Origin of the sequence: Streptomyces sp. CA-146814, assembly GCF_050942385.1 — a bacterium.
GTDB lineage: Bacteria > Actinomycetota > Actinomycetes > Streptomycetales > Streptomycetaceae > Streptomyces.
Genome location: NZ_CP192068.1, coordinates 615,828 through 628,435, shown reverse-complemented (window position 1 = coordinate 628,435; position 12,608 = coordinate 615,828). Strand labels below are relative to the sequence as shown.

Genomic DNA, 12,608 nt, shown 5'->3' with positions numbered 1-12,608 from the left:
GCCACGCATACTAATCAACTTAGTGGCTGGGTTCCAAGCGCCTCCCGGTCGGCCGGAGTTCCTCCGCCCGCGTGCGAGGATGCTGCCGTGACCACACCGACCTCCCCGCCCCCGGCCGACGAACCGCCCCACCACGAGGGCCTGAGCCAACGCGCGGCGGCGGTCCTCGTGTTCGGATCCTCGGCCGCGGTCCTGGTGGTCGAGATCGTCGCCCTCCGGCTGCTGGCCCCCTACCTCGGCCTCACCCTCGAAACCAGCACCCTCGTCATCGGCATCGCGCTCACCGCCATCGCGCTGGGCTCCTGGCTCGGCGGACGCGTCGCCGACCAGGTCGACCCGCACCGGCTCATCGGCCCCGCGCTCGGCGTCTCCGGCGTGGTCGTCGCGCTCACGCCGCTCCTGCTCCGCACCACCGCGGAGTGGGCGGCTCCAGCGCTCCTGCTCGTCGCCGCGGCGACCCTCCTCGTGCCCGGTGCGCTGCTCTCCGCGGTGACCCCGCTCGTGACCAAGCTGCGGCTCACCAGCCTCGCCGAGACCGGGACGGTGGTCGGCCGCCTCTCCGGCGTCGGCACCTTCGGCGCCATCGTCGGCACGGTCCTCACCGGCTTCGTCCTGATCTCCCGGCTGCCCGTCAGCTCCATCCTGATCGGCCTCGGCACCCTGCTGGTCATCGGTGCCGCGCTGGCCGGATGGCGGGCGCGCCGCTGGCGCCGGGCCTCGGCCGTGGCGCTGGCCACCGTCGTCGCGGGCTCCCTCGCGACCGCGTTCGCCCCCGGCGGCTGCGACGCGGAGACCCGCTACCACTGCGCCCGGATCGTCGCCGACCCCGAGCGGGCCACCGGCCGCACGCTGGTCCTGGACGGGCTGCGCCACTCCTACGTCGACGTCGAGGACCCGACGTACCTCCGGTTCGGTTACGTACGCGCCTTCGCGGCCGTCGTCGATGCCACCTTCCCCACGGGTGAACCGCTCGCCGCCCACCACATCGGAGGCGGCGGCCTCACCTTCCCCCGCCACCTCGCCGCCACCCGCCCCGGAACCCGCAGCCTCGTCTCCGAGATCGACGGCGGCGTCGTCCGCATCGACCGCGAGCAGCTCAACCTGGGCGCCTCCAGCGGCATCGACGTCCGCGTGGAGGACGCCCGGCTCGGCCTGAAGCGGATCGAGGCCGACAGCCGCGACCTCGTCGTCGGCGACGCCTTCGGAGGCGTCAGCGTGCCGTGGCACCTCACCACGACGGAAGCGCTGCGGGACGTACGCCGGGCGCTCAAGGACGACGGGCTGTACGCGGCCAACCTCATCGACCACGGCCGGCTGGAGTTCGCCCGCGCCGAAGTCGCCACGCTGGCCGAGGTGTTCGCGCATGTCGCCGTCCTCGGCACCCCGGTGGACATCGGCCTGGACCCGGCCGCCGTCCCCATGGGCGGCAACATGGTGGTGCTCGCCTCCGACCGGCCCTTCGACGCGCCCGCGATCCAGAAGGCCCTGGACGCCCGCGAGACGGGCTGGCGGATCACCACCGGCGACACCGTCACCGCCTGGACCGGCGACGCCCCGGTGCTCACCGACGACCACGCCCCCGTGGACCAGCTCCTCCAGCCCCACCCCGTCCGCATGGCCCGGTGAAACCCTGATGAGGGGAGGGCCCCCTCACCCGTGCCAGGACCGCCACAGCGCCGCGTACGCCCCGTCCGCCGCCACCAGCTCGTCATGGCTGCCGAGTTCGCTGATCCGGCCGTCCTCCACCACCGCGATCACGTCCGCGTCATGGGCCGTGTGCAGCCGGTGCGCGATGGCCACCACCGTACGGCCCTCCAGCACCCGGGCCAGTGAACGCTCCAGGTGGCGGGCGGCCCGCGGGTCGAGCAGCGAGGTCGCCTCGTCCAGGACCAGCGTGTGCGGGTCGGCCAGCACCAGCCGGGCCAGCGCGATCTGCTGCGCCTGCGCCGGAGTCAGCGCGAACCCGCCCGAACCCACCTCCGTGTCCAGCCCGTTCTCCAGCCCCTTCGCCCAGCCGTCCGCGTCCACCGCCGCCAGCGAGACCCACAGCTCCGCGTCCTTCGCGCCGTCCCGTGCCAGCAGCAGATTGTCCCGCAGTGAACCGACGAAGACATGGTGCTCCTGGTTGACCAGCGCCACATGCTCCCGCACCCGCTCCGCCGTCATCCGCGACAACTCGGCCCCGCCGAGCGTCACTTCGCCGGTGCGCGGAGCGTAGATCCCGGCCAGCAGCCGCCCCAGCGTCGACTTGCCCGCGCCCGAAGGCCCGACCAGCGCCAGCCGCGTCCCCGGAGCCACGTCCAGCGACACCCGGTGCAGCACGTCGACGCCCTCCCGGTACCCGAACCGCACCTCGTCCGCCCGGACGTCCCGGCCGTCCGGCCCGACCTCCGTCTCACCGGCGTCCGGCTCGATCTCCCGTACGCCGACCAGTCGCGCCAACGACACCTGCGCGACCTGGAGTTCGTCGTACCAGCGCAGGATGAGGCCGATCGGGTCGACCATCATCTGGGCCAGCAGCGCGCCCGTGGTCAGCTGGCCGACCGTCAGCCAGCCCTCCAGCACGAACCAGCCGCCGATCAGCAGGACCGCGCCGAGGATCGTCACGTACGTCGCGTTGATCACCGGGAAGAGTACCGAGCGCAGGAAGAGCGTGTACCGCTCCCACGCCGCCCACTCGGTGATCCGCCGGTCCGACAGCGCCACCCGGCGGGCGCCGAGGCGGTGTGCCTCCACGGTCCGCCCGGCGTCCACGGTCTCCGCGAGCATCGCGGCGACGGCCGCGTAACCGGCGGCCTCCGCGCGGTACGCCGAGGGCGCGCGCCGGAAGTACCAGCGGCAGCCGGTGATCAGCAGCGGCAGCGCGATGAGCACGGCGAGCGCCAGCGGCGGAGCGGTCACGGTGAGCGCGCCGAGCAGCAGCCCCGCCCAGACGATGCCGATCGCCAGCTGCGGCACGGCCTCGCGCATCGCGTTGGCCAGCCGGTCGATGTCCGTGGTGATCCGGGAGAGCAGATCGCCGGTCCCGGCCCGCTCCAGGACGCCCGGCGGCAGCCCCACCGACCGTACGAGGAAGTCCTCACGCAGATCGGCGAGCATCTCCTCGCCGAGCATGGCCCCGCGCAGCCGCATGGACCGGGTGAACACCGTCTGGATCACCAGCGCGACGGCGAAGATGGCCGCCGTGCGCTCCAGATGGAGGTCGGTGACCCCGTTCGAGAGGTCCTCGACCAGCCCGCCGAGCAGATACGGCCCGGCGATCGACGCGATGACCGCCACCGCGTTGGCGCCGATCAGGAGCGCGAAGGCCTTGCGGTGGCGCCGCAGGAGACCCCGTACGTACGTCCGTACGGTCGTGGGGGTGCCCACGGGCAGGGTGGTGGCCGACTCCGGGGCGGCCGGGTCGTACGCCGGTGGTGCGACGCCGATCATGCCCTCTCCTCGATTTCCTGGGTGCTGTGGTCCATGGCGGGGACCGTGATGGTGCCCGCCGCCGCTTCCTCGTCGGTCTCGCGGGTGACGACGGCCCGGTAGCGCGGTTCGGTCCGCAGCAGCTCGCGGTGCGTGCCCGCGGCGACCACGCTGCCCTCGTGGACGAGGACGACCCGGTCGGCCACGTCGAGCAGCAGCGGCGACGAGGCGAACGCGACCGTCGTACGGCCCCGGCGCAGCCCCGCGACCCCGGCGGCGACGCGCGCTTCGGTGTGCGAGTCGACGGCGGAGGTCGGCTCGTCCAGGACCAGCGCCTCCGGGTCGGTGATCAGCGACCGGGCCAGCGCGAGGCGCTGGCGCTGACCGCCGGAGAGCGACCTGCCGCGCTCGGTGATCCGGGTCCGCATCGGGTCACCGTCGTCGTCCGGCGAGGCCTGGGCCAGCGCGGCGAGCACATCGCCGCACTGCGCGGCCTCCAGCGCCTCCTCGGCGGTGACCAGGCCCGAGGACGGGACGTCCAGCAGCTCCTCGAGCGTTCCGGAAAGCAGCACCGGGTCCTTGTCCTGGACCAGGACGGCGGTACGGGCGGTGTCCAGCGGGAGTTCGTCCAGCGCGACGGCGCCGAGCAGGACGGAGGGGGTCTCCTGCTGCTCCTCGGCGTCCTGGTCCCCGGTCTGCGCATGGCCGCCGAGGCGTTCGGCCAGCCGTCCCGCCTCGTCCGGATCGCCGCAGACGACCGCGGTGAACTGGCCCTGGTGGGCCATCAGTCCGGTGGCCGGGTCGTACAGATCGCCCGACGGAACGCCCGCCTCGGTGGCCGTCCGGTCGCTGCGGCGGAGCGACAGCACCCGTACGGCGCGCTGTGCGGACGGCCGCGAGAAGGAATAGGCCATCGCGATCTCCTCGAAATGGCGGAGCGGGAACAGCATCAGGGTGGCCGCGCTGTAGACCGTGACCAGCTGGCCCACGTCGATCCGGCCCTCCCGCGCCAGCGTCGCCCCGTACCAGACCAGCGAGATCAGCAGGACGCCCGGCAGCAGCACCTGCACCGCCGAGATCAGCGCCCACATCCGCGCGCTGCGCACGGCCGCCTTGCGGACCTCCTGTGAGGCGCGGCGGTAGCGGCCGAGGAACAGCTCCTCGCCGCCGATGCCGCGCAGCACCCGCAGTCCGGCCACGGTGTCCGAGGCCAGCTCGGTCGCCTTGCCCGCCTTCTCGCGCTGCTCGTCGGCGCGCCGGGTGGCGCGGGGGAGGAGCGGCAGGACGGCGAGGGCCAGCACCGGCATGGCGACGGCCACCAGGACGCCGAGGGTCGGAAGGTAGACGACCAGCCCCACGCAGACCACGACGAGCGCGATGGCGGCGGCCAGGAAGCGCGAGAGCGCCTCGACGAACCAGCCGATCTTCTCCACGTCGCCGGTCGACACGGCCACCACTTCACCGGCCGCGACCCGCCGGGTCAGGGCGGACCCCAGCTCGGCGGTCTTGCGCGCCAGGAGCTGCTGCAACCGGGCGGCGGCGGTGATCCAGTTGGTGACGGCGGTCCGGTGGAGCATGGTGTCGCCGAGCGCGATGAAGACGCCGAGAGCCAGGATCAGACCGCCGGCCAGCGCCAGGCGTGCGCCGGAGCGTTCGATGACGGCCTGGACGGCGACACCGACGGTGACCGGGAGACCGGCGATGCTCAGCTGGTGGAGCAGTCCCCAGCCGAGCGCCTTGAGCTGTCCGCCGAGCTGATGGCGCCCGAGCCAGTACAGGAAGCGAGGGCCCGACCGTACATCGGGGTCGCCGGGATCCGAATACGGAAGATCGCGAATCTGCATGACGTCCCAGGGGCTCGGTATGCGCGAGGTCCGTGCGGACCTCGGAGAACGGGGTGACCAAACCGTGCAAGGTTCGCTTCCCGTACCCCTTCGGGGCAACCGGTTTTTCTCCGCTGCTGGGAGGCCGCGCGGGGCCCCGTGCCGACCGCCCGGGACCCCGCCGCCGTCAGGCCGCCGGCTTCTCCGAGTCCATCCCGGACCTGGCCTTCTTCCACGCGCCCCGGGTGAAGTCCGGTATCGGCAGCGGCGCGCCCTTGGCCTTGATGGAGAGGTGGCTGAGCGGCACCGGGGCCGTCCAGACGGCCGCGTCGTACACGTCGAAGTCCGGGACCAGTCCGAGCCGCATGCACTGCATCAGCCGGAAGATCATGATGTAGTCCATCCCGCCGTGGCCGCCCGGCGGATTGGCGTGCTCCTTCCACAGCCAGTGGTCCCACTCGGCGTACTTCTTGAAGTCGTCCCACTGGTGGTTCGTGTTCGTGGGCTCCAGGTAGATCCGCTCCGGGTAGTCCTCGAAGACGCCACGCGTACCGCCGAGGCTGTTGATACGCGAGTACGGATGCGGCGACGACACATCGTGCTCCAGCCGGATCACCCGGCCCTGGGCGGTCTGGACGAGGCTGATCGTCCGGTCGGCGCCGATGTACGACTCCTTCCAGCTCGGATCGCCCGCCGGCATGTGCTCCTTCCGGTACGCGGCGAGGCCGAGGGCCGGGGTGCCGACGCTGGTGATGGAGACGGCCCGGTCGCCCCGGTTGACGTCCATGTAGTTGGCGACCGGCCCGAACCCGTGGTTCGGGTAGAGGTCGCCGCGCAGCCGGGTGTGCCAGAGCCGCCGCCACGGGCCCTCGTAGTAGTCCGGGTCGAACATCAGCTCACGCAGATCGTGGTTGTACGCCCCCGCGCCGTGCAGCAGGTCCCCGAAGAGGCCCGCGTGCGCCATCCGGAGCACCCGCATCTCGTTCTTGCCGTAACAGCAGTTCTCCAGTTGCATGCAGTGGCGCCGGGTGCGCTCGGAGAGGTCGACGAGCTGCCAGAGCTCGTCCAGCCGCATCGCGATCGGGCACTCCACGCCGACGTGCTTGCCGTTCAGCATCGCCGCCTTGGCCATCGGGAAGTGCGTCTCCCAAGGCGTGGCCACATAGACGAAGTCGATGTCCCCGCGCCGGCAGAGGTTGACGTAGTCGTCCTCGCCCTTGGCGTAGACGGCGGGCGCGGGCTGTCCGGCGGCGGTCACCTTGGCTGCGGCCTTCACCGTCTTCTCCCGCACCGGGTCGCAGACCGCCACGACCCGGACGCCGGGGACGGCGAGGAAGAGGTCGATCATGCTGTCGCCGCGGTTGCCGAGGCCCACGATGCCGACCCGTACGGTCGAGCGCCGCTCGAAGGGGACGTCGGTCATGGTGCGGCCCTGGCGGGCGGGGGCGGCCGTGGCGGCCGCCACGGCTTCCGGAATCGTGGCTCCGGCGGCCGAGGCGGTGCCTCCCGTGAGGGCGCTCAGGCCGAGTCCGGCGCCGGCCACGCCCGCGGTGGTCCACAGCACCGAACGGCGGCTGGGATCCTGCTGGTCGGTGTGGTGGCCGGTGTTCTGCGGGCTGCTGGTGTCCTGCGGGTTGCCGGTGTTCTGCGGGGGGAGGTCCTGCGGGGTCTGTGCGGGCCGGGCGTCGTCGTTCATCGAGCCTCCAGGTGGGGTGTGGGGGTTCTGGACGTGCGCGAGCGGGGCCGGTCCCGAAGGGGCCTGAGCGACCTCGGGACGGGCCTCGGTAAGGACCCTGAACGGTGAGGTTGATGGTGCGCAAGGGAGCCAATTGGACTCTCGTCCTCAAACCATGGACTTTTCTTCCGGGCACACCAACGCCCCAACTGGTTCAACCAGTTGGGGTGTCTGACCTGCGCTCGGCCGGGCCGGGCGGTCCGTTCAGCGACTCGGCGGCCGGGTGGCGCGCTCCAGCTCGATCAGAGCCGAGCGGTAGGGGTGTCCGGTGGCCCGCTCCATGCCGATCTCGCACATGCGGTTGGCCGAGAGGTAGGCGTCGTACGGACGCGAGGTGACCTCGGCCGCCTCCTTCGCCATGGCGGAATCGGTCAACTCCTTGTGCAGCATGCCCCGGTCACCCGCGAACGCGCAGCATCCGGCGTCGTCGGGGACGACGACCTCCTCGGCGCATGCTCGGGCCAGGGCACGCAACTGCTCGACGTCACCCAGGTGTTCCATCGAGCAGGTCGGATGGACGACGGCTGAGCCCACCCGCTCGAACACCGTCAGCTCCGGCAGCAGCTCGTCGGCCGCCCACACCAGCGAGTCCACGACGGTCAGCTCCTGGTGCAGCGCCCGGTTCTCCTCGGTGAGGTAGGGCACGACCTCCTCGGCGATGCCCAGCGTGCAGGAGGACGCGTCGACGACGAGCGGCAGGGCCCCGCCCGCCGTCCAGCCCCAGGCCGCCTCGACGATGCGGTTGGCCATGATCCGGTTGCCCGCGTCGTACCCCTTGGAGTGCCAGATCGTCGCGCAGCACGTCCCGGCCACGTGGTCGGGGATCCGGACCGGCTTTCCGGCCCGCTCGGAGAGGGCCACGACGGCATCGGCCAGAGAGGGGTCGACCGGGCCCGTCTCCGGTCCCGCGAAGATGCGGTTCACACAGGCCGGGTAGTAGACCGCGCTCGCGCCGACCCGCGCGGTGCGGGGCAGCTGCCGAGCGGCGGCACCGGGCAGCTGAGGCAGCCACTCCGGTACGAGATCAGGGCGTACGGCCTTGCGCGCGAGCCGGGTCACCGACTCCAGCAGCCGGTCGCCGCCGCGCTCACCGATGGCGTCGCCCGCCGCCACCGCGAGCCGCGCCGAGGCCTCCACCACGCGGAAGTTCTTCGCGGTGAGCGCGGCGATCCGCTCCTCGCGCGCGGTGTGCCTGCGGTGCCGGAAGCCCTTCATCATCGCGCCGGTGTCGATGCCGACCGGGCAGGCGAGCTTGCAGGTGGAGTCACCGGCGCAGGTGTCCACCGCGTCGTACCCGTAGGCGTCGAGCAGTCCGGTCTCCACCGGGGAGCCGTCGGCCTGGCGCATCATCTCGCGGCGCAGCACGATCCGCTGGCGCGGCGTGGTCGTCAGATCCTCGCTGGGACAGGTGGGTTCGCAGAAACCGCACTCGATGCACGGGTCGGCCACCGCCTCCACCTTCGGAATGGTCTTCAGCCCGCGCAGATGGGCGCGCGGATCCCGGTCGAGGACGATGCGCGGCGCGAGCACGCCGTGGGGGTCGATGACCTGCTTCGTCCGCCACATCAGCTCCGTCGCCCGCGCGCCCCACTCCTTCTCCAGGAACGGTGCGATGTTGCGGCCGGTGGCGTGCTCCGCCTTGAGCGATCCGTCGAACCGGTCCACGACCAGGGCGCAGAACTCCTGCATGAACGCGTCGTACCGCTCCACGTCGGCGGCCCGCGCCGCGTCGAAGGCGAGCAGGAAGTGCAGGTTGCCGTGGGCCGCGTGCCCGGCGACGGCCGCGTCGAAGCCGTGGCGCGACTGGAGCTCCAGCAGCGCCTCGCAGGCGTCGGCCAGCCGGTCCGGCGGCACCGCGAAGTCCTCGGTGATCAGCGTCGTACCGGACGGGCGGGAGCCGCCGACCGCAGTCACGAACGCCTTCCGCGCCTTCCAGTACCCGGCGATCGTCCCGGCGTCCCGGGTGAACGCGTTGGTGACGGAGGTGGCCGGAACCACCAGGTCCAGCCCGCGCATCACCTCGGCCGCCGCCACCTCGTACGCCTCCTGGCCCGCCTCGTCCGGAGCGCGGAACTCGACCAGCAGCGCGGCTGTCTCCCGAGGCAGCGCCGCCCAGTCCGCCGGGACGCCTTTCACGCTGACCGAGGCGCGCAGGGTGTTGCCGTCCATCAGCTCCACCGCGATGGCCCCGGCCTCGTTGAAGCGGGGCACGGCGGCCGCGGCGGCGGTGAGGGACGGGAAGAAGAGCAGCGCGCTGGTGACCCGGCGGTCCAGCGGCAGGGTGTCGAAGACGGTCTCGGCGATGAAGCCGAACGTGCCCTCGGAGCCGACCATGAGCCCGCGCAGGATCTGTACGGGCGTCGCGCCGTCGAGGAAGGCGTCCAAGCGGTAGCCGTTGGTGTTCTTGATCGCGTATTTGGTACGGATGCGGGCCGACAGCTCCGCGTCCGCTTCGATCTCCGCCTTGAGCTCCAGCAGCCCGGCGCACAGCTCCGGCTCCGCGCGGGCCAGCTCCTCGTCGGCGGCGGGGTCGGCGGTGTCGACGACGGTGCCGCTCGGCAGGACGAAGGTGAGGGAGGCGAGCGTGCGGTAGGAGTTGCGGGTGGTGCCGGCCGTCATGCCCGACGCGTTGTTGGCGACGACCCCGCCGACCGTGCAGGCGATGGCGCTCGCCGGATCGGGGCCGAGCAGCCTGCCGTACCGGGCGAGCGTGGTGTTGGCCCGCAGGACGGTGGTGCCGGGTCGGATACGGGCCCGCGCCCCGTCGTCCAGCACCTCGACACCGGTCCAGTGACGCCGTACGTCGACGAGGATGTCCTCGCCCTGCGCCTGGCCGTTGAGGCTGGTACCGGCGGCCCGGAAGACCACCTCGCGGCCCTTGCCGTGGGCGTACGACAGGATCGCGGAGACGTCGTCGAGGTCCTCGGGGACCAGCACCACCCGGGGGAGGAAGCGGTAGGGGCTGGCGTCGGAGGCGTACCGCACGAGGTCGGAGATCTTCCAGAGCACCTTGTCCGCGCCGAGCAGGGCGATCAGCTCGGAGCGCAGGGGCTCGGGTGTGCCGCCGGCGCTCCGGTCGGTGACCCGGTCGATGGCGGGCTCGCGTGCCGTACCGGGGCGGAGGGCTTCCCGGTCGGGCTCCAGCAGCGGCATATCGGCGTCCCCTCAGCAGTGGCGCTCCGGCATTCCGTCGACCAGAGCGGAGAGCAGCTCACCCAGCACCTCGCGCTGGCCGGCGGTCAGTGGAGCCAGGATCTCCTCCGCGGCCGCCCGGCGCGCGTTGCGCAGGGAGCGCAGCGTGGCGCGTCCCTCGTCGGTGATCTCGATGCGCACCACCCGGCGGCTGTCCGGATCCGGCGCGCGGCGGACCCGCCCGCTCGCCTCCAACGCGTCGACCAGCGTCGTCACGGCGCGCGGGACGACGTCCAGGCGCTGGGCGAGATCGGCCATCCGGGGCGCCGCGTCGTAGCTCGCGACCGTCCGCAGCAGCCGGAACTGGGCCGGGGTGATGCCGATCGGCTCCAGCTGGCGGCTCTGGATGCGGTGCAGCCGGCGCGTCAGCCGCAGCAGCTGCTCGGCGAGCAGGCCGTCGGAGTCGCGGTCACGATCGTGGGACCGCTCGGCGGTGGCCGCCGCATCCACGGCATCGGCGTCGGGGGAATCTGAGGCGTCCATACGGGAACAATATCAGGACCCCGTTCATTGTGAGTATAGGTAACAATGAGCTAAGCTCTGAACGTCGGACGCCTCCGACCGTTCCGCACGCCCCACGAAGGAGCCCATGAAACCCGACGAACTCACGTGGACGCCCCCACCCGATGCCCCCGCCGCCTCCGACCGGCCGCCCGGCGAGGTGCGCCGCATCCTCCGCCTCTTCCATCCCTACCGCGGCCGCCTCGCCGTGGTCGGCCTGCTGGTCGGCGCCTCCTCCCTGGTGTCGGTCGCCTCTCCGTTCCTGCTGCGCGAGATCCTGGACACCGCGATCCCGCAGGGCCGCACGGGCCTGCTGACGCTGCTGGCCCTCGGCATGATCCTGACCGCCGTGATGAACAGCGTCTTCGGCGTCCTGCAGACCCTGATCTCGACGACCGTCGGCCAGCGCGTCATGCATGACCTGCGTACCGCCGTGTACACCCAGCTCCAGCGGATGCCGCTGGCCTTCTTCACCCGGACCCGCACGGGCGAGGTCCAGTCCCGCATCGCCAACGACATCGGCGGTATGCAGGCGACGGTCACCTCCACCGCGACCTCGCTGGTCTCCAACCTCACCGCCGTCATCGCCACCGTCGTCGCGATGCTCGCGCTCGACTGGCGCCTCACCGTGGTCTCGCTGCTCCTGCTGCCGGTGTTCGTCGCGATCAGCCGCCGCGTCGGCCGGGAGCGGAAGCGGATCACCACCCAGCGCCAGAAGCAGATGGCCGCCATGGCCGCCACGGTGACCGAGTCCCTCTCGGTCAGCGGCATCCTCCTCGGCCGCACGATGGGCCGCTCCGACTCGCTCACCAAGGGGTTCGCCGAAGAGTCCGAGCGCCTGGTCGACCTGGAAGTGCGCTCCAGCATGGCCGGCCGCTGGCGGATGTCCATCATCTCCATCGTGATGGCCGCCATGCCCGCCGTCATCTACTGGGTGGCCGGCCTCACCATCCAGCCCGGGGGCACCGCCGTCTCCATCGGCACGCTCGTCGCCTTCGTCACCCTCCAGCAGGGCCTGTTCCGTCCGGCGGTCAGCCTGCTCTCCACCGGCGTCCAGATGCAGACCTCACTCGCCCTCTTCCAGCGGATCTTCGAGTACCTGGACCTCACGGTGGACATTACCGAGCCGGACAAGCCCGTCCGTCCGGCGAAGATCCGCGGCGAGATCGCCTTCGAGAACGTCGACTTCAGCTACGACACCACCAGCGGCCCCACGCTCAGCGCCATCGACGTCACCGTCCCCGCGGGCAGCAGCCTCGCCGTCGTCGGCCCCACCGGCTCCGGCAAGTCCACGCTCAGCTATCTCGTGCCCCGCCTCTACGACGTCACCGGCGGCCGGGTCACGCTCGACGGGGTCGACCTCCGTGACCTGGACTTCGACACGCTGGCCCGGGCGGTCGGCGTGGTCTCCCAGGAGACCTACCTCTTCCACGCGTCCGTCGCCGACAACCTGCGCTTCGCTAAACCGGATGCCACCGACGAGGAGATCGAGGCCGCGGCCCGCGCCGCGCAGATCCACGACCACATCGCCTCCCTGCCCGACGGGTACGACACGCTGGTCGGCGAGCGCGGCTACCGCTTCTCGGGCGGCGAGAAGCAGCGCCTGGCCATCGCCCGCACGATTCTCCGAGACCCGCCGGTGCTGATCCTCGACGAGGCGACCAGCGCACTCGACACCCGTACGGAACACGCCGTGCAGGAAGCGATCGACGCACTCTCCGAGGGCCGCACCACCCTCACCATCGCGCACCGCCTCTCCACCGTCCGTGACGCGGACCAGATCGTCGTCCTGGACGGCGGCCGCATAGCCGAGCGCGGTACGCACGAGGAGCTGCTCGACCGGGACGGCCGCTACGCAGCCCTGATCCGCCGCGACTCCTACCCGGCCCCGGTCCCGGCCCCCTGACGACGCACGGTGGGCAGCCGCCCCCGGGTGCCACCGGCCC

General features: G+C 72.1%; 7 protein-coding genes. 2 read left to right on the top strand and 5 right to left on the bottom strand.

All coding sequences use genetic code 11. The annotated features are described in order from the left end of the window. Positions 1–87 precede the first annotated feature (87 nt). Positions 88–1,626, top strand: a complete 1,539-nt coding sequence (locus ACQP09_RS02625) for a fused MFS/spermidine synthase (protein ID WP_433395652.1) — start codon at positions 88–90, stop codon at positions 1,624–1,626. A gap of 24 nt (positions 1,627–1,650) precedes the next feature. Here the strand turns inward: ACQP09_RS02625 and ACQP09_RS02620 are convergent, their stop codons facing one another. The 5 genes from ACQP09_RS02620 to ACQP09_RS02600 form a co-directional block, all read right to left on the bottom strand. Then, complete coding sequence (locus ACQP09_RS02620) at positions 1,651–3,432, bottom strand: ABC transporter ATP-binding protein (protein ID WP_433395650.1); 1,782 nt, start codon at positions 3,430–3,432, stop codon at positions 1,651–1,653. Continuing rightward, on the bottom strand, positions 3,429–5,255 hold the full coding sequence (locus ACQP09_RS02615) for an ABC transporter transmembrane domain-containing protein (RefSeq protein ID WP_433395648.1): 1,827 nt from the start codon (positions 5,253–5,255) through the stop codon (positions 3,429–3,431). Before ACQP09_RS02615 ends, ACQP09_RS02620 begins: the two co-directional genes overlap by 4 nt. Positions 5,256–5,421: 166 nt before the next feature. Then, positions 5,422–6,930 carry a Gfo/Idh/MocA family oxidoreductase gene (locus ACQP09_RS02610; RefSeq protein ID WP_433395646.1) on the bottom strand — a complete coding sequence of 503 codons (1,509 nt, stop codon included), beginning with the start codon at positions 6,928–6,930 and terminating at the stop codon, positions 5,422–5,424. Between the two features lie 243 nt (positions 6,931–7,173). Beyond that, positions 7,174–10,122, bottom strand: coding sequence for an FAD-binding and (Fe-S)-binding domain-containing protein (locus tag ACQP09_RS02605; RefSeq protein ID WP_433395645.1), 2,949 nt, complete (start codon positions 10,120–10,122; stop codon positions 7,174–7,176). Positions 10,123–10,134: 12 nt separating this feature from the next. Further along, positions 10,135–10,644, bottom strand: a complete 510-nt coding sequence (locus ACQP09_RS02600; protein ID WP_433395643.1) for a MarR family winged helix-turn-helix transcriptional regulator — start codon at positions 10,642–10,644, stop codon at positions 10,135–10,137. Positions 10,645–10,750: 106 nt separating this feature from the next. On the opposite strand from ACQP09_RS02600, the gene ACQP09_RS02595 reads away from it, so the two are divergent. Further along, positions 10,751–12,568, top strand: coding sequence for an ABC transporter ATP-binding protein (locus ACQP09_RS02595; RefSeq protein ID WP_433395641.1), 1,818 nt, complete (start codon positions 10,751–10,753; stop codon positions 12,566–12,568). Positions 12,569–12,608 lie beyond the last annotated feature (40 nt).

Excerpts from the sequence above, each read along its gene's own strand:
- ACQP09_RS02595 (WP_433395641.1), top strand. The coding sequence starts at position 10,751 with ATGAAACCCGACGAACTCACGTGGACGCCCCCACCCGATGCCCCCGCC.
- ACQP09_RS02600 (WP_433395643.1), bottom strand. The coding sequence starts at position 10,644 with ATGGACGCCTCAGATTCCCCCGACGCCGATGCCGTGGATGCGGCGGCC.
- ACQP09_RS02620 (WP_433395650.1), bottom strand. The coding sequence starts at position 3,432 with ATGATCGGCGTCGCACCACCGGCGTACGACCCGGCCGCCCCGGAGTCG.
- ACQP09_RS02605 (WP_433395645.1), bottom strand. The coding sequence starts at position 10,122 with ATGCCGCTGCTGGAGCCCGACCGGGAAGCCCTCCGCCCCGGTACGGCA.
- ACQP09_RS02610 (WP_433395646.1), bottom strand. The coding sequence starts at position 6,930 with ATGAACGACGACGCCCGGCCCGCACAGACCCCGCAGGACCTCCCCCCG.
- ACQP09_RS02615 (WP_433395648.1), bottom strand. The coding sequence starts at position 5,255 with ATGCAGATTCGCGATCTTCCGTATTCGGATCCCGGCGACCCCGATGTA.